The organism is Chryseobacterium sp. RU33C, from assembly GCF_900156015.1.
GTDB classification, from domain to species: Bacteria; Bacteroidota; Bacteroidia; order Flavobacteriales; family Weeksellaceae; genus Chryseobacterium; species Chryseobacterium candidae.
Genome location: NZ_FTMT01000003.1, coordinates 194922 through 217665, shown reverse-complemented (window position 1 = coordinate 217665; position 22744 = coordinate 194922). Strand labels below are relative to the sequence as shown.

Sequence of the window (22744 nt, the reverse complement as noted above, 5' to 3'; positions counted from 1 at the left end):
TTAATTGTACTCCTGCAAGCATTGAGACTATCTTACCGTCAAGTCTGCTTGTATTAGAAACCCATCCAATAATATCAAAGCTTGCCTGAGGTTCCATTATATTGATGCCTACCTGTGCGTAATAGATACCCCTTATAACCAGTTTAAAGGAATTACTATAGTAATTTTTTAACTTCTCTAAACGTCATACAAATATTCTCCATATGTTTTTGGCACGAATAAATCAATTTATTCGATATAGCACCGAGTTTTATCTTATTAAAGGAAAAGAGATTATATAGGAAATTTTTGTCATAGAATGTATGAGTTCCTTTTTTATGAGCAAAAAGCCTGTTAATGGCATGCCAAATATTTTTTGCTTCAGAACACATATAAACGAAAACATCAGCTAAAACAACCTGCGGATAATTTTTAATATCTGCAGAATATGACAACACAGGTTTTGCTCTCATTACAGATATCAATTTAGTGTTTGGAGTTCCTGCAGCTACCGGAAGTAACAAGAATTTAATCTTATAGCCGTAAGAAAGAAAATAATTTTTATCCAATATGTTGTGTTTTTTCAGACACAAATATAATATTTTCTCAATAAAAAGAACAATTTATTAGTGAAAAATTACACAAAATAAACAAACAATACGACACAATCAAAATATTATGTTAATTTGAAATAAATAGTTAATCATAAAAAAATATATCAGAATTGAAAATAATAATATTAAAATACTGTTACAAAATAAAAGACAGATTTACAAGGGATTACATAAAAAAAGCCCGGGCTATTGCCCGGGCTCCTATATTTATAATACAATTGAAATTATTTCAATTCTACTTCAGCACCAGCTTCTTCTAATTGCTTCTTAAGAGCTTCAGCTTCGTCTTTAGAAACACCTTGCTTAATTGCAGCAGGAGCTCCGTCTACGATATCTTTAGCTTCTTTAAGACCAGCACCAGTTAAATCTTTTACTAATTTAACGATAGCTAATTTAGAAGCACCCGCAGACTTAAGAATTACATCGAATTCAGTCTTTTCTTCAGCAGCATCACCTGCACCACCTGCAGCAACAACTACAGCAGCAGCAGCTGGCTCAATTCCGTACTCATCCTTAAGGATAGCAGCTAATTCGTTTACGTCTTTTACAGTTAGGTTTACTAGCGTTTCAGCTAAATTTTTTAAATCTGACATTGTTGTAATGTTTTTGTTGATTATTTATTTAATTTTTTGAGTGTAATTATTCAGCACTTGTTTCTTCAGTGCTTTCTGCAGAAGCTTCTGGAGCTTCAGCAGCAGGAGTTTCTTCTACCGCAGGAGCAGCTTCTTCAGCTTTAGCTTCTACAGTTTCAGGTTTGTTTTGAAGAGCAGAAACAACTCTCTGGATTGGAGACTGAAGTAATCCGATGATTTCACCGATCATTTCTTCTCTAGACTTGATGTTAGCCAACATGTCCAGGTTGTTGTCACCAACATAGAAAGTTTCTTGAACAAAAGCAGACTTTAAAGCTGGCTTTTCTTCTTTCTTTCTGAATCCTTGGATCAATTTCGCAGGAGCATTTGCTGTTTCAGCAATCATTAATGCTGAGTTTCCTTTGAAAGATGGGAACATTTCAGAGTAATCTACTCCTTCAATTTGTTCCATTGCTTTTTGTAAAAGTGTGTTTTTTACAACTTTTACTTTGATATTTTGCTTGAAAGCCTGTCTTCTGAAATCTGAAGATTTACCAGCGTTCAAACCTTCTAAATCTGCTACGTATACTACTTTTGCATCCTGAAGCAAATCTTTGATCTCTTGTATTGCTACAACTTTTTGGTCTTTTGTCATTGTCTTAAGGATTATTATTAGTTAACAGATTTAGTATCAATTGCAATACCAGGGCTCATTGTAGAAGACAAATAGATGCTCTTCACATAAGTTCCTTTAGCAGCAGTTGGTTTCATTTTGATCAATGTCTGGATTAATTCCTGAGCATTTTCTTTGATCTTAGCAGCATCGAAAGATACTTTACCAATACCTGCATGGATAATACCATACTTGTCTACTTTGAAATCAATTTTACCTGCTTTTACTTCAGTTACTGCTTTACCAATTTCCATTGTTACAGTTCCTGATTTAGGGTTTGGCATTAAACCTCTTGGACCTAATACTCTACCTAACGGACCTAATTTACCCATTACAGCTGGCATAGTAACGATAACGTCAACATCTGTCCAACCTTCTTTGATTTTTTGTAAATATTCGTCAAGACCTACATAGTCAGCACCAGCGGTTTTAGCTTCTGCTTCTTTATCTGGAGTTACAAGAGCTAATACTTTAACATCTTTACCAGTACCGTGAGGAAGAGATACAACACCTCTTACCATTTGGTTTGCTTTTCTAGGGTCTACACCTAATCTTACAGCGATATCTACAGAAGCATCAAACTTTGTAGTGTTCACTTCTTTTACAAGAGCTGAACCTTCTTCAAGGTTATAGATTCTTCCTTTTTCTACTTTGCTTAAAGCTTCCTTTTGCTTTTTAGTTAATTTTGCCATTTCTTTAAGTTTTAAGCGTTAGTTGGTTTAGTTCCTGTTACTCTTAATCCCATAGATCTGGCAGTACCTGCAACCATAGAAAGAGCAGAGTCCATTGTAAAACAGTTAAGATCCGCCATTTTATCTTCAGCGATTTTCTTTACTTGTTCCCAAGTTACAGAACCTACTTTGTTTCTGTTTGGTTCACCAGAACCTCCCTTGATCTTAGCTGCATCCATTAACTGGATTGCTGCAGGTGGAGTTTTAATAACGAATTCAAAAGATTTGTCTTCGTATACTGTAATTACTACAGGTAAAACTTGCCCTGGCTTATCTTGGGTTCTTCCGTTAAATTGCTTACAAAACTCCATGATGTTCACACCTGCAGAACCCAATGCTGGACCTACTGGTGGAGAAGGGTTAGCTGCGCCCCCTTTCACCTGAAGCTTTACCATTTTAAAGACTTTCTTAGCCATTGTTTGTTTTTTAAATTTGAATAATTAATGAGTTTGGAAGCATTTATTATTCAGTAGGTTATGCACTCACATAACAATAAACCTACTTTTTGGACTGCAAAAGTATAAAATATTTTTGAATTAGCAAACGGAAATTACTGATTTTTAAAAGTTTTAGAAAAAAAACAAATAATGCCCTATTATTATATCATTAAAAATAATGCCAGAAAAACAAAAGAGGCTGTCTCAAAAGTCAAACAATCTGGCTTTTGTCATTCTGACGAAGGAAGAATCTCATTGATAACCAAACACATGAGATTCTTCACTACATTTCATTTCGTTCAGAATGACACTTTTGAGACAGCCTCTTTTAAATATTTTTGAAAGAAAAGATTTACTAGAAACCTGTAGGTTTATTAATTGTTTTTGTAGAACCGTCATTTCCTCCAAGATCATCATTGATATCGTTTATATTTTGTTTTTCAATCAATCTTCTGTAGGCCATCAGATAAAGATCAACGGTAAAGTTGTTGTATGTTCTTGATGGGGTAGTAGAATTGGTAGCAATAATTCTGCTGTCTACAAATCTTGCTTTGACGTGCCAAGTCCCATTACTCTTGAAGGCAATTACTTCCGGCGATCCCTGCTTGTTGTCGTTCACTCCGTTATCACCATAATCAAGCATTACGTTGGTAGTTCCGTCATTCAGCTTGAATGAATAGTTGTGAAGTATAACCAGAAAATTGGTTGCATCAATTTTGGTATCATAATCTGCAATTCCGGTTCCGGGTACTCCGGTAAGGGTAAGCTTAAGATAATTAAACAGTCCGCTGCTTTCGAGAGCAGGATCATACAGCTGCAAAGCATTCTGTGAGGTTGCCAAAAAGCTGCCTCCTGTCATCGTAGGTTCTCCAGGATTTCTTAAATACAGAGAATTCGTATAGGTTTTTCCATTTACATCAAGTGTTTCTGTAGGATTGGCTGTGTTCACCCCTACTTTTCCTTTCTGGGCATTCAAAAATATCCCAAAGCACATGATTAATGTGATATAAATTTTTCTTTTCATAGTTTTTTATTGAAGCCCTAAAGGCGTATTGGTTGATACTCCTGAATATACCGGTGAAGCAGATGCTGAAACAGAACCATTAAAAGTTCCCCAGTCTTTAACTAATGATTTTTCAAAGACATTTAAGGTAAGTGTCCAGGTTCCATTTTGAGAAGAAACAGTTCCGGCCCCTTTAAAAGCCAAATTAATAGCATGGTATTTTTTACCTCCACTGGTTACCTGTGTAATTTCAGTTGCGTAGGAACCATAAGATTTGGGAGTGGTAGTGGTATTGGCTGCCGAAACCGCTCCTGTAAAAACAGCACCTGTAATAGCCACAACATATTTACTGGCATCTAATCCTGTATTAAGATTCACCACTTCATCCTGTCTCACATTTTTTAGTATAACATTATACATATTTACAGGTGCTACATTACGGAGCGATATATCCAACAGCTTCACCTTACCTACCGGTGAAGTATCTTTTGATCGGGTAAGAAGAAGATAGTTTCCTCCTGCCTTTGTATTTTCAGTATCTATTAAATAGGATTCCACTAATGTTTCACCTTCAACATCCAATGTCCCTTTAGGTGTGTTAGTGTTTATTCCTACTTGGGCATTCATGCTTAAAGCAGCAAAACCCGTAAAGAGTATCGCAATATTTTTTTTCATAGAGTTTATGTTTTATTGAATTAATGGAGCAGCAGCAGCACCAGTAGTTGAACCGCTAAGGTTTTGTGTTGAATTAAAATCTTTGGCATATGATCTGTCAAATACCAATAAGTTCAGTGTCCAGACTCCTGTAGGGAAAGAATTATCAGGAGCGAATCCCTCGTAATCTGCCTTAAGCTTCCATGTTCCTCCCGAAGAATAAGCAAAAATCTGAGGTACCGGAGTAAGCCAATCAGCAGAATATGTTCTTGTAGGCTGTGTAAATCCGAAAGAAGAAATAACGACCAGAAACTTGCTGGAATTGATCTTTGTGTCAAATTGATTTACCCAATCCTTGTCTGTAGGATCACAGGTAATCTTGAATTGAATAAGGTTGATAGGTGCCGGTGAATTAGGTACAAAAGAATCATTGTACGCTGTAATTTTGTTTTCCGGAGACGGAGACTTAATAATGAAAGTGTAATTCTCGTCTGCAGTCAGTTTTTCAAGGGGCTGCTTGAAAACTATTCCTGATGTCTTCATTGTACCGTTCACGGTAAGTTCTTTTTCCGGCGTTGTAGTATTAATACCAACCTGTGCGTTTATGAACACAGATGCACCTACCAGAGTGATCATCGAGATAATTTTTGTCATTGGGTTATGTGTTTATATAAAGCTTGTGTTTATGGATAGCTGATCCGAATTTGACATTTATTTTAAACATAAAATATCCATACCTCTGTATTGTCTGAAATAAAAAGATATAAAATTTTAATAATTAGTTAACAGCTTGTTTGCAAGAACTATGCCATCTGAAAGTGAATCAAACAATTAAAAAAAGCTTAATGCTTAAAATGAAAATTTCATCACAAAACGGTGATATTTCAATTAAAGCAAAGTACACTATAGAGGCAATCAACAGAGTTATGATATTTTGAGGATCAATAAAATAATATCATTAAATTAAAAAAACTCTAACAACAGGGAAAAAGTGTAAAAGTAAAATTCAAAATTTCATTATGAATTAATAGGAGTACAGAATTAATTATTTCAAAAGAAGTCATTGAAAAATATAAAAAGATACAAATGAAAAAGACCGTTTTAAAAACGGTCTTTTTATATTTTATAAGTAATGTATTATACTTTTTCTACTTGCATGTAGCTCAGTTCCATTGGAGTTTTTCTACCGAAGATCAATACAGAAACCTCAATTTTCTTTTTGTCTTCAAGAATCTTCTCAACTGTACCATTGAATCCGTTGAAAGGTCCGTCGATCACTTTAACGTTTTCACCTACTACATAAGGAATTTCAACATCGCTTGCGAATTCTGAAAGTTCATCCATTCTTCCAAGCATTCTGTTAACCTCTGATTTTCTCATTGGAACAGGATCACCTCCTTTTGTTAAACTTAAGAAAGAGATAACTCCAGGAATATTTTTAATAACGTGAGGAATCTCTCCCATCAGGTCTGCTTCAATCATCAAGTAGCCAGGATAGTAAGGTCTTTCTTTAGGAACTTTTTTACCATTTCTAATCTGAATTACCTTTTCCATAGGAATAACCACTTGAGTAACGTACTGTTCAAAACCTAAACGTTTGATTTCTGTCTCAATATAGTTTTTCACTTTATTTTCCTGTCCGCTGATTGCTTTCAGCACATACCATTTCAATTCGCTCATTATGGAAAATACTTAATTATTAATTGAACAAGTTGATTAGCATTCCTATTATGTTGCTGATTGCCTTTGAAAACAATTCATCAACTCCAAAGGTAAATAAAGCCAGAATAACTGTCGCTATAGTCACTACAATTGTAGAAGACTGAAGGTCAGCCCATTTTGGCCATTCAACTTTATGTCTGAATTCGTTATAAGAACCTTTTAAAAAATCGACAAATGAACTCATAATTTATATTTGCACGGGCACAAGGATTCGAACCCTGATCAACGGTTTTGGAGACCGGTATCCTACCATTGGACGATGCCCGTAGTTAAAAAAAGCTCCGTAAAGAATGTTCCTTACGGAAGCTTTTTATATGTTTTAGATGTGGATTAGTCGATGATTTCAGTTACCTGACCTGCACCTACAGTTCTACCACCTTCTCTGATCGCGAATCTAAGACCCTCGTTAAGAGCGATTGGCTGAAGTAATTCAACAGTGATTGTTAAGTTATCACCAGGCATTACCATTTCTACACCTTCTGGTAAGAAGATCTCACCTGTAACGTCAGTAGTTCTTACATAGAACTGAGGACGGTACTTGTTGTGGAATGGAGTGTGACGTCCACCTTCTTCTTTAGAAAGGATATAAACCTCAGCTTTGAATTTTTTGTGTGGCTTAACTGAATCTTTCTTAGCGATAACCATACCTCTCTTGATGTCAGTTTTTTCAATACCTCTCAACAATAGACCTACGTTATCACCAGCTTCACCTCTGTCTAGGATTTTTCTGAACATCTCAACCCCTGTAATAGTAGAAGTTAATTTTTCATCACCCATACCTACGATATCAACCGGATCACCAGTGTTGATAACACCAGCCTCGATTCTACCAGTTGCTACAGTACCTCTACCTGTAATAGAGAATACGTCTTCGATTGGCATCAAGAATGGCTTATCCTGATCTCTAACAGGCTGCTCGATCCATGTATCAACTGCATCCATCAATTCTTCAACAGTCTTAACCCACTTCTCGTCTCCGTTAAGAGCACCAAGAGCAGATCCTTGGATCACTGGAGAGTTATCTCCGTCATATTCGTAAGTAGATAATAAATCTCTAAGTTCAAGTTCAACAAGCTCTAAAAGCTCAGCATCATCCACCATATCAACTTTGTTCATGAAAACAACGATTCTTGGTACATTTACCTGACGGCAAAGTAGGATGTGCTCTCTAGTTTGAGGCATTGGTCCATCAGTTGCAGCACATACTAAGATCGCTCCATCCATCTGAGCAGCACCAGTTACCATGTTCTTAACATAGTCGGCGTGACCTGGACAGTCAACGTGTGCATAGTGTCTGTTTTCAGTTTCGTACTCGATGTGAGCTGTATTAATAGTGATACCTCTTTCTTTTTCTTCTGGAGCAGAGTCAATAGCAGAGAAGTCTTTTTTCTCAGCAAGACCTTTGTTCGCTAATACACTACTGATAGCTGCAGTAAGTGTAGTTTTACCATGGTCAACGTGACCAATAGTACCAATGTTCAAGTGTGGTTTGTTACGATTAAACGTTTCCTTTGCCATGATTTAAAATTATTTATTTATTGTTTTTCAAATTTTCGGTGTGCAAATATAATGAATTTTTAAATACCAAAAACTTTTTATTAAAAAAACTTTCAATATTCTCATCCAGTGAAGGACAAACCTTATATTTCAACGTATTGAGACTGCAAATTTACAAATTTTTCCCAATAGAAAAAATCCTTAGAAACGTTTTATTAAAAATATAAACTATCTTACTAATTATGAATACAATATACTGAAAAAAATTCCGGAGAATTAATTTGTGTACATCCAGCTTTATTTTTTTCTCGTAAATATAAAAACAACAACTAAAATCAATATTATGAGAAAACTATTACCCATGTATTTGGCTTTGTTTGCCATTACAACCTTATTTTCATGTGACAATTCAGATGAAAATATCATGACTGAAAATATGATATCTCAAGGGCCTGATCTTATGGTGTATGGAATAACAGCCATGAACGAGCTTGTTTATTTTAATTCCAACAATCCAAAAAATTTCACCTCAAAAACATCTGTAACAGGTGTTGCATCAGGCGAAAAGCTGTTAAGTATAGATTTCAGACCTGCCACAGGAGAATTGTATGCATTATCAAATGCCAGCAAATTATATATTATCAATACAGCCAATGCCTCCGCAAGAGTGGTAAGTTCAACGGCATTTACTCCTATGATCTCCGGAACAATTGCTTCTATTGATTTCAACCCTACTGTTGACAGAATTCGTTTGGTAAGTAATTCTGGCCAAAATCTACGCTTACATCCGGAAACCGGAGCTGTTGCGGCCACAGACATCAATATTAACGGCACAGGAAGCCCGTCCATAACCGGATTGGCATATACCAACAGCAAAGCAGGTGCCTCTACAACTGTTTTATACGATATCGATCCTACTTTGGGGAAATTATATAAGCAGGACCCTCCCAACAATGGAACTTTAGTAGAGGTTGGAAGTCTTGGAACGACTTTTACGGGACAGTCTGCTTTTGACATCAAATATGATAACAGTACTGCTCTTCTAGCTTTCAATGATAAATTACATGTTCTGGACCTGAATAATGGTAAAACAACCTCAATAGGATCACTTCAGCAGGGAATTATTGATATTGCCATCCCTACAGAACCGGTAGCTTACGCTATTGACAATTCAAATAATCTTCAAATTTTCAATCCCAATAATCCTATGCCTGTTTCTAAAACAGTGGCCGGATTACAAAGCGGCGAGAATATTTTAGGAATAGATTTCCGTCCTGCGAACGGACAATTGTATGCTTTGGGAAGCTCAAGCAGAATCTATACAATTAACTTAGGGACAGGTGCCGCTACTGCTGTGGGAGCATCTCCATTTTCCACCTTACTTTCCGGCACGGATTTCGGATTTGATTTTAATCCCACAGTAGACAGAATAAGGGTAGTAAGCAATACAGGACAAAATCTCCGCCTCAATCCTAACGATGGAACAATTGCTGCTGTAGATCTTACACTGAACCCGGGAAGTCCCATGATAAGTGCAGCCGCCTATACCAACAACTTTGCCGGAGCTACCTCAACTACCTTATTGGTGATTGATCATAATACGGATAAATTATATATCCAAAACCCACCCAATAACGGAACTTTGGTTGAAACAGGTTCTTTAGGAATCAACATTCCCAATGCCAATGGTTTTGATATTGGAAGTATGAGCCAAAAGGCCTATTTAATGGCATCAGTAGGTTCATCTACAAAAATTTACTCTATCAATACAACGACAGGAGCAGCCACTTCTGTTTCCGATTATCCGAATGCTGTAAAAGCTTTTGCAGTAGGATTAGGATTTTAAATTTTAAACTCATCCTATTTTATTTCAATAATCGGGAAGCGCGGAAAACTTTGTTTTCCGCGCTTCTTACTATATAAATGAAAGATTAATCAAATTTGACCGAGCTTTTCGTTTTGTTGAAAATCCAGAAGATAATAGGGAAAATAAGCAGGGTAAGCACTGTAGCGGTAATCAGTCCTCCAATAATAACAATGGCCAGAGGTTTCTGAGACTCCGATCCGATTCCTGTAGACAAGGCTGCCGGCATAAGCCCTATGGAAGCCATCAATGCTGTCATAATTACAGGTCTCGTCCTGGATTTTACTCCATTTAAGATGGCGGTGTCTATATCCATTCCGTCTTTAACATTCTGGTGGAACTCTGTAATAAGGATTACCCCGTTCTGAATACAAATTCCAAGAAGAGCAATCATCCCTACTCCGGCAGAGATTCCGAAATTGATACCGGTAACATGCAGGGCGATAATTCCACCTATCAAAGCAAAAGGCACATTCGCCAGTACCAAAAGAGAATCTTTCATATTTCCAAACAGAATAAACAGCAGGAAGAAAATCATCAGGATACTCACCGGTACTACTTGTGCCAATCTGTGTGATGCGCGCTGCTGGTTTTCAAACTGACCTGTCCATCCTACGGAATACCCATCCGGAAGTTCAATAGTTTCCACTTTTTTCTGTGCATCCGCAATGGTACTTCCCAAATCTCTGTCACGGATGGAGAATTTAACCCCGATATATCGCTTGATATTGTCTCTGTAAATAAATGCGGCTCCGTTATCCTTAACAATGGTACTTATTTCTTTTAAGGGAATTTTTGCTCCATCCTGTGTAGGGACCATCAAAGAAGCAATATCGTTTTCATTGGTTCTGTATTCCTGAGAATAACGAAGACGGATCGGGAATTTTCTTTCCCCATCGAACATTTCAGACGCTGTTTTCCCTCCAAACGCCATTTCCAACACGGCTTGTGCATCTGCAGGCATTACTCCGTAAGCAGCCATTTTATCTCTGTCCAGAACCACACTTACTTCAGGCTGGCCGATATTTTTAATAATTCCCGGGTCTTTTACGCCTTGTACGTCTTTAATTTTAAGCAAAACTTCATGGGCTAATTTGTCCAGCGTTTCCAGATTGTCACCATAGATCTTGATTCCATTTTCTGCTTTGAATCCTGCTACAGCTTCGGCTACGTTATCCGAGATCGGCTGGGAATAGTTGAAAGTAATTCCCTGGTAACTTCTGAGCTTTTTGTCTATTTCATTGATCAGTTCATCATAAGTAATTTTACGCTTCCATTCTTCTCTTGGCTTAAGATTAACTGCAAACTGCACAAATCCGAACCCGTTGGGATCAGTCCCGTCATTACTTCTTCCCGTCTGCGCAAGAACATCTGTCACTTCGGAGAAGCTCAGAATGTCTTTCTTTAAAAGATCTGCTGTTTTCAGAGATTCTTTTAATGAAGAACTCATCGGCATTTCTGCGGTGATCCACAATGATCCTTCATTCAGCTGAGGCAGGAATTCTGTTCCTAAAAACTTTCCGGAAAACAATGTAACAGCCAGAAAGGAAATCGCTGCAATCATGCTCATTTTTTTGTACCTGAATGTTAAATTAAAACCTTTCAAAACGATTCTGTCCCAAAAGTTAACAAACGGATTATTTTTTTCTCTTACATTTTTATTTAAAAGGATATGCGAAAGAACAGGAACCAATGTTAATGTAAATATCAATGCTCCCATTAATGCAAATCCTAATGTAAATGCAAGAGGAGAGAACATTTTACCTTCCACTTTCTGAAATGAGAAAATAGGAATCAACGAAGTGATGATGATTAATTTTGAAAAAAAGATCGCTTTTCCTAATCCGGTTCCTGTCTGCTTGATCCAGCCTCCTTTTGCGAGTTTATTGAATTTCTCCATTCCGTAACGCTTCGCTTTATGATCTAACATTACGAAGAGGCCTTCCACCATGACGACGGCTCCGTCTATGATAATCCCGAAGTCTACAGCACCTAACGAAAGCAGATTGGCACTCATCCCGGCCAGTTTTAAACATAAAAAGGCAAATAGTAAGGATAGAGGAATGATGATGGAAACAATCAGCGTAGTTCTCCAGTCTGCCATGAAGATTAAAACGATTACCGTTACCAGAACAATTCCTTCAATAAGGTTATGCATTACGGTATGGGTTGTGAAATCCATCAGATTGTCGCGGTCATAGAAAGTGACCATTTTCACATCTTTTGGAAGGACTTTTTCGTTAAGCTCTTTAATCTTAGCCTTCACTCCTACCAGTACTTCTCTTGGATTCTCCCCTTTTCTCATCACAACAATTCCTTCCACCGTATCGTCATGATGATTCAGGGCAGCCTGCCCTACTCTAGGCATGGAACTTTCATGAACTTCAGCTACATTTTTTACCAAAACAGGGTTTCCGCTGTCATTCTGAATGGTAATATTTCCGATATCCGCCACTGATTTTACGAGACCAATTCCCCTTACCACGTAGGCCTGTCCGTTTTTCTCAATAACATCACCTCCTACATTCAGGTTACTTTTGGTAACGGCATCATATACCTGAAGCGGCGTGAGGTTATATTTATCCAATGCTCTCGGATCGATACTGAGCTCAAACACTTTATCCTGCCCTCCGAAAACATTGATATCTGCTACACCCGGAACTCCTCTTAGAGCACGGTCTATTATCCAGTTTTGCAGGGTAAGCAGTGTTCGGGAGTCTTTTGTTTTACTTTCCAGCGTATATCTGAAAATCTCACCGGTTGGCCCGTAGGGTGGCTGTACTTCAGGGTCTACCTCATCAGGAAGGCTAATGGTTCTTAACTGGTTATTGACCTGATTTCTGGCAAAAGTATCATCCACCCCATCGTCAAAAAGAATTTTAACAATAGAAAGCCCAAACATGGTGGTGCTTCTTACACTTGTTTTTTTCTGAACCGGGCTCATCGCCAATTCGATGGGTGTCGTGACAAAACGTTCTACTTCTTCTGCACTACGCCCATTCCATTGGGTGATGATGACAATCTGGGTATTGGTTACATCCGGAAAAGCTTCAATAGGCATGTTTTTGAAACTTATAAAACCAGAGATGGCTAAAATCGCTACCCAGATAAAGGTAAATGCTTTATTTTTTAATGAAAAAGCGATTATATTTTTTATGAATTTATTCATGATAGATACATTGATGACCTAAAAAAGCCGTTAAAGAAAAAAGTACATATTCTTAATGGTTTAATAAGACTAGCTGTTCAGTGAACGGTAGATCAGCAGTTGGTTATTGGTAATTACTTCTTCTCCTTCTTTAAGACCGTGTGCAATATAAGTGACATCACCAACCTGCTTTAATACTTTGATTTCTCTGATCTTTACATCTGTTCTGGATTTAAAAATCACCACAAAGCTTTTATTATCATCAAAAATCACTGCTTTGGAGGGAACGGTAAGTGTAGCGTTGCTTTCAAGGCTGGAAACTTTTATCGTGGCTTTACTCTCCGGGATCAAAAGTCCGTTGGAATTGTTCAATACTACTCTTGCCTGCATGGCGTTGGTCTGCGGATCAATAATTTTGAAGATCTTATCAATTTTTCCATCAAAAACCTTGTCCGGATAAGAAAGTGTGGATACCTGGGCCTTCATTCCAAGGCTGATTTTATCAATATCAGATTCGTTGACATTCATAATAGCCCATACATTGGTAGTATTGGCCACATCAAAGATATTATCACTCCTGTCACTTCTCAGCTGCATGTCTTTGTTAATACTTTTCTGAACAATATAACCATTGATAGGTGCTACTACACTGTATATATTTCCGCTTTTCACATTATAAACGGTACTTACAGCGGCGGCTCTCTGCAACTGATCTTCTGCTTTTTGTAACTGACTTTTAGCTTCCAGTACATCTCTTTCCGTATTAAGCTTTCCTTCGTAGAGTTCTTTTGCAACACGGAGGTTATTTTTTGCTACTACAAGATCTGTTTTTGCATCGCTAACATCTTTCTGAATTTCTGCAAGCTCAGTACTTCTGATGGTAGCCAACACCTGTCCTTTTTTTACATAGTCACCCAATTCTACATTCACACTCATCACATTTCCTCCTACCAAAGGGTAAACATCTATATAACTGTTTTTGTCTGCCGATATTTTTCCATAGAAGCTGTATTCATCTTCTATATTCTTTTTTTCAACTTTTGCCAGGGAAATAGAATTCAGCATGGTGTTACTGAGCTCGAATCCTTTTTTCGTATGATTATTTTTCTCTTCCTCCTTTTTTGAACAGGCCATTAATGAAAGGACCATCAATGCGGGAATAATATATGTTTTCATCATTTTAATAGAAGATTTTCGTTTGTACTAGTTGATTAAGTTGTTCTGCCGACTGCATGATCTCATTTTTCATATCATAGATCTGAAGAGCTGTCTCCCTGTAGCTATCCATAAAGTCTGTAAATTCAATCAGGTTGATATTTCCTTTTCTGAAATTGGTCAGCATTCCGTTGTAAACAAGTTCCATATTCTGAAGGTCTGTAGTTTTTACATCCAGAAGCTGATCATATTGTGCCTTCCAGGTTTTGTATGCAGATTGAACTTTAGTTTCCAGCGTCAGTTTTTGAAAATCAGCATTTTTCTGATTCTGCCGGATAGCATAGTTTGCTTTTACTACATTTCCCTGATTGGCTTTCCATAGTGGCAAAGGAATTCCCAAGGTCAGATTAGCTTCGTTATTAAAAGTTCCTCCTGCCTGATCCCACGCTGCACCTACCGTAACATCCGGTACATTCAATGATTTCTGCCACTGTGCATACAACTTACTGTTATCAATGAGCTTCAAATTGTATCGGTAATCTGCATTATTTTCGAGGGCTTTGCTTTTCAGTTCTTCTTCATCACCGAAAGGCTGTGCTGCCAGAGCTTCTTTTGCTTCGGTTTCAGACATTGCAGGCTCTATCTCTTCTGCAACTCCTGTCAGAACTTTCAGATTCTGCTCAAAATCAAGAATATTTTTATTGATCTCCAGCTTATCATGATTCAGCTGAATCACAATACTCTGCAGCCTTACAGCATCTTTAAGGGAAACATTTCCTTTTGCCGACTGTATACGATAGGCATTCAAAAGATCATTCATATATCCTAACTGTCTGTTGGTATTTTCCAGCTTTCGTTTTTCGTAATAAAGGTTAAAATAAGCAGAGCGAAGCTGAGATCTTAAATCTACCAGCAATTGTGAAAACTGAAGCTGGGCCAGTTCTTTATTGGATCTGGCAAAAGCAATTTCATTTTTCTTTTTGCCGCCCATATAAATCAATTGAGTAATACCCGCTCCTTTAGAATGTCCTACATCAAAAAACTTTTTGCTTTGAGGATTGTAAGCATTGAACTGTCCGCTTAACTGAGGTAATTCCCAGATTTTAGCCTGCAGAATATCCGCATCAGCCATATTGATGTTGTATTGTTCGGCGAGCATCTGGAGGTTGTTCTTCTGAAAAGCTTCTTCGCATTCCAAAAGAGACATCTGCTGTTGTGCCGCCATGAATGAGGAAACGGCGAGGCACAGCACTGCAATTCTATTCATTATTATCTTTTTAAATTACAAAATTGCTTTGATGCTATTAAAAGAAACTTAAATGACGCTTAAAAAAATATTAAAATAGTTATGAACAGGCTGTTTACAGAATAAATTACGAGACAAAATCAGCTAATTTTTCTACAAACATTCAATTTTTATTAAAAATTTAAATCAGGAGTTTAACAAAAAAGCAACTGTTTTTCGTATCAGTCGCTTTTATTTTATTTTTTAAAAAATAATGTAAACTTATTCATGTGATCCTCAGGGGAAGAGTATACAATATCTGCATCATGATATTCCAGAATCCTTTTGACAATTCTAAGGCCTAATCCTGACCCTGCTATATTCTGTGCGTTATTTCCTCTTGTGAAAGCTTCAAACAGTTTAGTCTGCTCCTCTTCAGAAATAGTATTGCCGTGAGAAATAACTTCAACGGAAAGATTATCGTTGGTTTCAGTAATCAGAACATTCACTTCTGTATTATCTGAATACACTGCTGCATTTTTAAATAAGTTGATAAATACGATTACCAATAGTGAATGAATTCCTTTTATAGTCAGAAAAGCATTTTCAGAACTATCTTCATTGATCAGAAAATCCAGCTTAAGTTGTGGATAACTTTTCTCCACCGCTTCAAAGGCTTCAAAGATGACTTCATCAATTCTTACTTCCTCATAAATGCTCTGAATATTTTCTTTATCAAACTTTGTCAACAGCAGAAGTGAATTGGTAAGGTCTGATAATTGATAAACGTCCCGCTGAATCTGTTTTAAAGAAGACATCGTTTCCGGAGAATGTTCCTCAAATTTAATCAGATTTTCCAGCTGAAATGCCATTCTTGTTATCGGCGTTCTGATCTCATGCGAAGCACTGGCCGTAAAATCTTTTTGCGACTGAAATACATCATCCAGCCTTCCAATCATGGTATTAAAGGATTTGGCAAGAACACTTACTTCATCATTAGACTGCTCTACCGGAATCTGTGTGGTGAGTTTATGGGCAGTAACTTCAGAAATTTCCTTGTTCAGGTCTTCCAGTGGACGAAGGAACTTTTCGACAAAATAATAACTGAAAAAACCAATAAGCATGGTGCTCATCACATAAGCCGTAATCAAAAGATATTTAAGATATCCCAACTTGGATTTTCCGTTAGTATCAAAAGCACTGGTAAGGATATAATAATTTTCTCCGTTGATATTCCTGAGTGCAGCATAGATTTCCGGAACTGTTTTTTCTGTATAGATAATTTTCTTTTTATCCAGCTCTTTAAGCATTGCACTGTCCCAGATGACATTCCGGTCTTTGATCGTACTGTAGATGAGTTCTTTTTTCTCATTGAAAATTAAAATCTTTTCATTCAAAAGAATGTTATCTGAATTTTCGTTGAAAAAAACCGGAGCCTCTTCTTCAAAGTCTTTTGATTTTGAGATAAAATGGGAAGTAAATTCAAGTCGCTGTCTGAATCGTTCTTTAAACTCATCCCTTCTGAAATCGTTAAAAGATAAATAAATGACCGCCATCACCATTCCAAATAGTAATGAAAAGGCAATACTTATCGTTAAAGCGATCTTCCTTTTTAAAGACATTTATAATGGGCTTAGGTAATATCCGAAACCAGAACGGGTGTGGATTAGTTTTATTTTAAAATCTTTATCAATCTTCTTCCTCAGAAAATTGATATACACTTCTACGGTATTGGTATTTGTGTTAAAATTGTGTTCCCATACATGTTCTGTGATCTGTTGTTTGGAAACCGTTCTTCCCTGCGCTTCCGCTAGGTAAACCAACAACTGAAATTCTTTCAGCGTAAGGGTTATTTCATTTCCTCCACGATAAACCTTCTGCTCTGTTTTGTTGATAATAAGGTCATCAATTCTTACAATATCCTGATCGGAATCATCAGAAGGAGCTTTTCTCCTCAGCAGCGAATTGATTCTTAGAAGAAGTTCTTCAAACTGAAATGGCTTTACGAGATAATCGTCAGCCAGTCTTGTGAAAGCATCTTTTTTATCAGAGATATCTCCATAGGCAGAGATGATAATGATGGGAGTATTCTTGTCAAAAGAACGGATCGTCTGACAGACATCTAGTCCGTTTATTTTAGGAACATTAATATCCAGCAGATACAGATCATAGGTACTATTTTTTATCTGACGGAGAAAGGTTTCTCCGTCATAGATTTTATCACAGTTAAAATTATTTGATTCTAAAAATCTGCACAATTCTGCAGACAGAATGAGATCATCTTCCAGTAAAAGAATATTCATCAAAAATTTATTTTACACGAATTTAACGAAAATTTTATGATTGTGATTGTAAAGCTGGAGTAAAAGTGGATCAGTCTCAAAAGTTGGGCATAAAAAAATCCCGAAGAAAATTCGGGAAAATCGAGAGCCAACTACGGGACTTGAACCCGTGACCTCTTCCTTACCAAGGAAGCACTCTACCGCTGAGCTAAGTCGGCATCAACTAAAAAAATCACACTAAGTAGCGTGATTTTTCGTTGAGCGGAAGACGGGGGTCGAACCCGCGACATTCAGCTTGGAAGGCTGACGCTCTACCAACTGAGCTACTTCCGCAATTTTGTTTCCAAAATTATTGGTAAACGCTGTGCAAAACTAAGAAAACTTATTTAATCTCGCAACTATTTTTATAATATAAAATGTGGGGAGAGCAGGATTCGAACCTACGAAGCCGAAGCAACTGAGTTACAGTCAGTCCCATTTAGCCACTCTGGAATCTCCCCAGATATTTTATATTAAAATGAGCCTCCAGAGGGATTCGAACCCACGACCCCGAGATTACAAATCACGTGCTCTGGCCAACTGAGCTATGGAGGCATTTTAATAAAGGACTGAAACTGATTGAGAAACTCTACTCTACATATTTCAGTGTTAAAAAAAATCACTTTTACTCTGTGATTTTATTGAGCGGAAGACGGGGGTCGAACCCGCGACATTCAGCTTGGAAGGCTGACGCTCTACCAACTGAGCTACTTCCGCAATTTTGTTTCCAAAACTATTGGTAAACGCTGTGCAAAACTAAGAAAACTTATTTAATCCTGCAAGTTTTTTTATAAAAATATAAAGTGGGGAGAGCAGGATTCGAACCTACGAAGCCGAAGCAACTGAGTTACAGTCAGTCCCATTTAGCCACTCTGGAATCTCCCCAAAAGTTTATATTTTATGAGCCTCCAGAGGGATTCGAACCCACGACCCCGAGATTACAAATCACGTGCTCTGGCCAACTGAGCTATGGAGGCAAATATAAAAAAGAATTCAAAAGATCGCTGTTCCTTTTTTGCGAGTGCAAATATAGAACGGATTTTTTGAATTCTCAAATATTTTATAAACTTTTTTTGACTTTTTTTTCTACGCCATTTCTTTTTTCTTGATTAGTAGCTTTTTAGCTGTATCAACACAAAGGTCCAAACTTTCTTCAAAACTGGTAGATGTTTTCTTTACTACGATATCGTCTCCCGGAACCGCCAAAATAATCTCAGCAGTTTTATTAGCTTTATCAGCGTTATTTTCTACTTTTAAAAATACCTTACACTCATGAATTTTGTCATAAAAGGTATCCAATTTGCTTACTTTTTTGTCAATGTGTGACTCTAGTGGTTCGTGTGGTGTTAAACCAATTGATTGAACTGAAATCTTCATAATTCTTCTTTTTTTGATGCTCGAGGGTGAGCCTGATTAAACACTTTTTTCAATTGCTCAATATTAGCATTCGTATAGACTTGAGTACTGGCAAGGCTGGAATGCCCTAATATTTTTTTTACTTTGGAGATCTCCGCCCCATTATCCAATACGTGGGTAGCAAAGCTATGCCGTAGGATGTGAGGACTTTTTTTTTCTTTCGTTGTTACAAGACTAAGGTACTTATTAACTACCACATAAACAAATTTTTCATTGAGTTTTTTCCCTTTCTTATTGACGAAAAAATATGATTTGAATTCTGTCTGCGGATTTCTTATTTCCAGATAACTTTTCAGAAGCTCAGACAATTCATTGGAAATGGGAATCACCCTTTCTTTGTTCCCTTTTCCTATTACTTTTAATTCATTTCCATATAAGTCAACATTCTCAAATATCAGGCCACAAAGTTCTGCTTTACGCATTCCTGTCTGATAAAGAACTTCCAAAATACATTTTTCAAGTACATCATGTACCTGTTCGAAAATTCTTTCATTGAGATCAGTCATTTCCTCTTTAGACATAGGAATCTGTTTTTCAGCATAAAACTTCAGGGAAGAAATCCCTTCTACAGGAGAAACTTTAATCTCCCCTATTTTTAAAAGAAAAAGATAAAAACTTCGGAGTGAAGATAATTTTCTGTTGATACTTCTTTTGGAAATATTATTTTCGCTCAATTCAACAATAAAATTTCGGATAATTTTTTTGTCTGCCCTGGCTAAATTGTCGGAAGATTCTGTTCGGAGGAAGAAATGGGAAAAGTCTTCAAGGTCTTTTTTGTAGCTTGTAATGGTATGAGGAGAATATCTTTTTTCGAATTGTAAGTATTCTAAAAACTTTTCCAGCATCATAGGATATAAAAATAAAAATTCACTTCTCAAATATAAGAATTTAAGAAGTGAATTAATATATGGTTAAGAAAAAATCTTAAGCCTGCTCTTCTTTGCTAAGCGCTCTTTGTTTGTAAGCCGCTTTCAGTCTAGCTTGTCTCAAAGTTACGGAAGGCTTAATAAACTGTTGTCTAGACCTTAATTGACGAACAGTTCCTGTTTTATCAAATTTTCTCTTGTATTTTTTTAAAGCTCTGTCGATGGATTCACCATCTTTTACTGGAATTATTAACATATTTTACATCTCATTTTGGATTGCAAAATTAGGTAATTTTTATGAGAACACAAAATATATTGCAATAAACAATCACTACCCTATCTTAAGACTGTTAAAAAACCCCGTATTAAAGCCTGTTAACAGACATTAATTTTTTATCCACAATAACCAGACATTCAATTTTTAATAGCTTCAGGTTATTCATTTTATTTCCCAATTACTATTAAAACCACCTATATTAATGAAATGTAAACAAAAAGCACTATCTTTGCATTCACTTTATTCATGGGGTTGACTGGTTTCGACAGCAAGACCAATGGGTAAGTAAGCATGCAGAGAACCGTAGCGCGATCTCTATAATCCCTTGCTACAAAATTTTAACTGGCAACGAAGAGTTCGCTCTTGCAGCTTAATATCGAAGTATAGTAGATCAAGCGTTTTCCCGAAGATTTCAGTAGGGAAGCAAGATATTCCACAAATGCTCTGTTCTGCAGCGTTTGATCCTGGGATATAGGAATGCGGAAATAAGGCTTTAGAAGCTTTGGCTAAAGCTCGAAAATTTCAAAAGATAAGCTGGTAGTTGGGTGTCTATCCTCTGCTTCCAGTCGAAAACCAATGGTAGAATAAGCATGTAGAAAGCTTATGTATTGCTTGTTTGGACGAGGGTTCGAATCCCTCCAACTCCACTTTTTAAGCTAAAGAGAATTTGTAATTTATTGATTTCTGAATAATTACATTTTCTCTTTTTTGTTTTTGTACCCAAGGTTGTACCCAGATTTTTAAGATGTGCTTTTTTAAATCTGCTTGAATTTAATTAAACCTATTTGAATTTTAAAGCATACAAAGGGTTTATAATATTACAAATATACTACGATTTAAAATAATGTCCGTTACTCTCAAAATAATCATACATAATGTTTTTTGCCGTAGCTTCCCAATCAATCACAACAAAGTTAGGCAGATTGAACGGTATATCATTTTCATATAAATATTCCACGAACTCAATATCATTTGCAAATTCACCACAGTAAAAATTATTTGCGTACTCATAAGCACTTTGAAAATCTATTGTACCAAGATTATCCAAAACCGCTTCAAATACTTCTATATCATGTTCAGATTCATTTATTTGCTCGGCTATCTCGTAAATCTCGGGAGATAAAAAACTCTCATGTATCAATCCTAATTTCTCAAACAGTTCGCAACCCTCATAATCGGAAAACATAAATTCAGGGTCTTGTTCATCTTCGTGTAGTTCGTGCATTGCTTCCAGTAGTTCGTCATAGCTTCCGTATTCGCTAAGGTTAAACCATTTGCCGTAAATACTTGAATTGTTGTACTTCGCATAAGTGCCACAGTAGATAGCACAATTTTGCAGACAATTTTGTAAATTTGTCATGTTGATAAGTTTTAGATACATTAAAATTTATTGATTCGCCTTGTCGCATTGCAGTGCTTCAAGGCTTTTTTATGTATATATTGAGATATATTTTAATAGTAAGTCGCTCACAAAAGCAGTATAAATATACGACAAAAAGCCCATAAACACAAGCGTTTACAACACTTTTTAACCAAAATATCAACCGTTGTTAAAAACTTTTTAACCACTCGGAGCGCAGGAAAAGTAAAACAAGTCTGAGAATAACAAAATCCGAGCATAGGGGGCGTAACGAAAAAATCTCCTTGACGGGGTGCAAAATCCGTATAGTAGATAGAGACCCGATGCCCATGTAAAAATTTTGAAACTCGACATGGGAGGGGGGGGGGCTTTTTTACAGCAAGAGTTTGGCGGGTGGTGTAAATAGTAACAAGTATTATACATTTTCTCAAAACTCCGCAGATAAAATGACAATTCCATACAGAACATCACAAACCGTTTACCACAGTTTCCCGAAATATTGATTTAAAATGAATAAAAGTGTGTTAGTGTGTGATTAGTTAAGAAATAAAGTATACTATATATTGGTAATATCTTGCAGAAACTCTGGAAACACCCTTATTAATAAATGTTTGATGAGATTGTGTAGTTTGGTTTTGGGGTAAACAGGTAGATATATATTGACAAAATTACATCCACAAAAAATCTACTTTTCTACACCTCGCCCAAAACCTTAAAGATTACTTACCACACCCAGAAAGCTTTAATAGTGTAAAAAAAATGTTTAAATCAGGCTTCAGAAATTCAGTTTTTCATACGCCTGAAAAACTGAATCGTAAAAACAAATCTTTTTTTACAGTCATAAGCTTACACACGGAACATAGTTCAGGATAATAGATTGTGATATGTGCAGATTCTCTCGTTTTGGGGTAAATTGAGCGGTATATATTAGCAAAATTCATAAGCTAAAAATCTTTTTCTCTACGCCCCGCCACAAACTGTACAAACTGTCTATGAGCTCCTTCAAAACAACAAATTGATTATAATTAACACAAAAAGGTGCTTGTTGAATATTAACAAGTAGATATTGGTAAAAACATATATAATAATAATAATAATAATAAATTTTAAATGGATTTATTTGCAAATAACATAACATCAAATTACTTTTGCTACAGAAAAAATAATTTTTTCCATCCTAAAGTGTTTAAAATGCCTCTCATTATTGAGGGGCTTTTTTTATATAGATAA

Annotated in this window: 21 protein-coding genes, 8 tRNA genes and 1 other RNA gene; 2 read left to right on the top strand and 28 right to left on the bottom strand. The window is 36.4% G+C overall.

What is annotated here, in order from left to right; genetic code table 11:
• Positions 1-155 precede the first annotated feature (155 nt).
• From BW946_RS04435 to tuf, 12 genes are all read right to left on the bottom strand, one after another.
• Positions 156-548, bottom strand: a complete 393-nt coding sequence (locus BW946_RS04435) for a hypothetical protein (RefSeq protein ID WP_076595000.1) — start codon at positions 546-548, stop codon at positions 156-158.
• Positions 549-817: 269 nt separating this feature from the next.
• A complete protein-coding gene (gene rplL / locus BW946_RS04430; RefSeq protein WP_062675820.1) occupies positions 818-1186 on the bottom strand; it encodes a 50S ribosomal protein L7/L12 in 369 nt (122 codons plus the stop codon).
• Between the two features lie 46 nt (positions 1187-1232).
• Positions 1233-1820, bottom strand: coding sequence for a 50S ribosomal protein L10 (gene rplJ / locus BW946_RS04425; RefSeq protein WP_076594999.1), 588 nt, complete (start codon positions 1818-1820; stop codon positions 1233-1235).
• A gap of 17 nt (positions 1821-1837) precedes the next feature.
• Positions 1838-2530, bottom strand: a complete 693-nt coding sequence (rplA, locus tag BW946_RS04420; RefSeq protein WP_076594998.1) for a 50S ribosomal protein L1 — start codon at positions 2528-2530, stop codon at positions 1838-1840.
• A gap of 11 nt (positions 2531-2541) precedes the next feature.
• Positions 2542-2985 carry a 50S ribosomal protein L11 gene (rplK, locus tag BW946_RS04415; protein ID WP_047435399.1) on the bottom strand — a complete coding sequence of 148 codons (444 nt, stop codon included), beginning with the start codon at positions 2983-2985 and terminating at the stop codon, positions 2542-2544.
• Positions 2986-3361: 376 nt separating this feature from the next.
• Entirely contained in the window at positions 3362-4030 is a 669-nt protein-coding gene (locus tag BW946_RS04405) for a hypothetical protein (protein WP_076594996.1), read from the bottom strand.
• A gap of 6 nt (positions 4031-4036) precedes the next feature.
• Positions 4037-4684 carry a hypothetical protein gene (locus tag BW946_RS04400; RefSeq protein ID WP_076594995.1) on the bottom strand — a complete coding sequence of 216 codons (648 nt, stop codon included), beginning with the start codon at positions 4682-4684 and terminating at the stop codon, positions 4037-4039.
• Positions 4685-4696: 12 nt separating this feature from the next.
• Complete coding sequence (locus tag BW946_RS04395; RefSeq protein ID WP_076594994.1) at positions 4697-5317, bottom strand: hypothetical protein; 621 nt, start codon at positions 5315-5317, stop codon at positions 4697-4699.
• A gap of 483 nt (positions 5318-5800) precedes the next feature.
• Positions 5801-6343, bottom strand: a complete 543-nt coding sequence (gene nusG / locus BW946_RS04390) for a transcription termination/antitermination protein NusG (protein ID WP_002976412.1) — start codon at positions 6341-6343, stop codon at positions 5801-5803.
• A gap of 19 nt (positions 6344-6362) precedes the next feature.
• Complete coding sequence (secE, locus tag BW946_RS04385) at positions 6363-6569, bottom strand: preprotein translocase subunit SecE (RefSeq protein ID WP_002976410.1); 207 nt, start codon at positions 6567-6569, stop codon at positions 6363-6365.
• 12 nt (positions 6570-6581) lie between these two features.
• Positions 6582-6652 (bottom strand) — tRNA-Trp (locus BW946_RS04380).
• A gap of 63 nt (positions 6653-6715) precedes the next feature.
• Positions 6716-7903, bottom strand: coding sequence for an elongation factor Tu (gene tuf, locus BW946_RS04375; protein WP_034693176.1), 1188 nt, complete (start codon positions 7901-7903; stop codon positions 6716-6718).
• Positions 7904-8225: 322 nt separating this feature from the next.
• Here tuf and BW946_RS04370 point away from each other — a divergent pair, with 322 nt between their 5' ends.
• Entirely contained in the window at positions 8226-9728 is a 1503-nt protein-coding gene (locus BW946_RS04370; protein ID WP_076594993.1) for a DUF4394 domain-containing protein, read from the top strand.
• An 85-nt stretch (positions 9729-9813) separates the two neighbouring features.
• Here the strand turns inward: BW946_RS04370 and BW946_RS04365 are convergent, their stop codons facing one another.
• The 15 genes from BW946_RS04365 to rpsU form a co-directional block, all read right to left on the bottom strand.
• Positions 9814-12915 (bottom strand): efflux RND transporter permease subunit, encoded by a 3102-nt coding sequence (locus tag BW946_RS04365; RefSeq protein WP_076594992.1) that lies wholly within the window; start codon positions 12913-12915, stop codon positions 9814-9816.
• A 69-nt stretch (positions 12916-12984) separates the two neighbouring features.
• Entirely contained in the window at positions 12985-14070 is a 1086-nt protein-coding gene (locus tag BW946_RS04360; protein ID WP_076595078.1) for an efflux RND transporter periplasmic adaptor subunit, read from the bottom strand.
• A 4-nt stretch (positions 14071-14074) separates the two neighbouring features.
• Positions 14075-15316: a TolC family protein gene (locus BW946_RS04355; RefSeq protein WP_083688777.1), complete on the bottom strand. Its 1242-nt coding sequence runs from the start codon at positions 15314-15316 to the stop codon at positions 14075-14077.
• 215 nt (positions 15317-15531) lie between these two features.
• A complete protein-coding gene (locus tag BW946_RS04350; protein WP_076594991.1) occupies positions 15532-16896 on the bottom strand; it encodes a sensor histidine kinase in 1365 nt (454 codons plus the stop codon).
• Entirely contained in the window at positions 16897-17577 is a 681-nt protein-coding gene (locus tag BW946_RS04345) for a response regulator transcription factor (protein ID WP_076594990.1), read from the bottom strand. It lies immediately after the preceding gene.
• A gap of 125 nt (positions 17578-17702) precedes the next feature.
• Positions 17703-17774: transfer RNA gene (locus tag BW946_RS04340), tRNA-Thr, on the bottom strand.
• Between the two features lie 42 nt (positions 17775-17816).
• Positions 17817-17889 (bottom strand) — tRNA-Gly (locus BW946_RS04335).
• 86 nt (positions 17890-17975) lie between these two features.
• Positions 17976-18056: transfer RNA gene (locus tag BW946_RS04330), tRNA-Tyr, on the bottom strand.
• A 20-nt stretch (positions 18057-18076) separates the two neighbouring features.
• Positions 18077-18150: transfer RNA gene (locus BW946_RS04325), tRNA-Thr, on the bottom strand.
• Positions 18151-18239: 89 nt separating this feature from the next.
• A tRNA-Gly gene (locus BW946_RS04320) sits at positions 18240-18312 on the bottom strand.
• Between the two features lie 87 nt (positions 18313-18399).
• Positions 18400-18480: transfer RNA gene (locus BW946_RS04315), tRNA-Tyr, on the bottom strand.
• Positions 18481-18498: 18 nt separating this feature from the next.
• A tRNA-Thr gene (locus BW946_RS04310) sits at positions 18499-18572 on the bottom strand.
• 109 nt (positions 18573-18681) lie between these two features.
• Complete coding sequence (locus tag BW946_RS04305; RefSeq protein ID WP_076594989.1) at positions 18682-18972, bottom strand: HPF/RaiA family ribosome-associated protein; 291 nt, start codon at positions 18970-18972, stop codon at positions 18682-18684.
• Positions 18969-19856, bottom strand: a complete 888-nt coding sequence (locus tag BW946_RS04300) for a tyrosine-type recombinase/integrase (protein ID WP_076594988.1) — start codon at positions 19854-19856, stop codon at positions 18969-18971. Before BW946_RS04300 ends, BW946_RS04305 begins: the two co-directional genes overlap by 4 nt.
• 79 nt (positions 19857-19935) lie before the next feature.
• The gene (gene rpsU, locus BW946_RS04295) at positions 19936-20133 is read right to left on the bottom strand and encodes a 30S ribosomal protein S21 (protein ID WP_034693154.1); all 198 of its coding nucleotides are present in this window, start codon (positions 20131-20133) and stop codon (positions 19936-19938) included.
• A 269-nt stretch (positions 20134-20402) separates the two neighbouring features.
• On the opposite strand from rpsU, the gene ssrA reads away from it, so the two are divergent.
• Positions 20403-20804: a transfer-messenger RNA gene (gene ssrA, locus BW946_RS04290) on the top strand.
• 179 nt (positions 20805-20983) lie between these two features.
• Here the strand turns inward: ssrA and BW946_RS04285 are convergent.
• Positions 20984-21514: an antirestriction protein ArdA gene (locus BW946_RS04285; protein WP_076594987.1), complete on the bottom strand. Its 531-nt coding sequence runs from the start codon at positions 21512-21514 to the stop codon at positions 20984-20986.
• Positions 21515-22744 lie beyond the last annotated feature (1230 nt).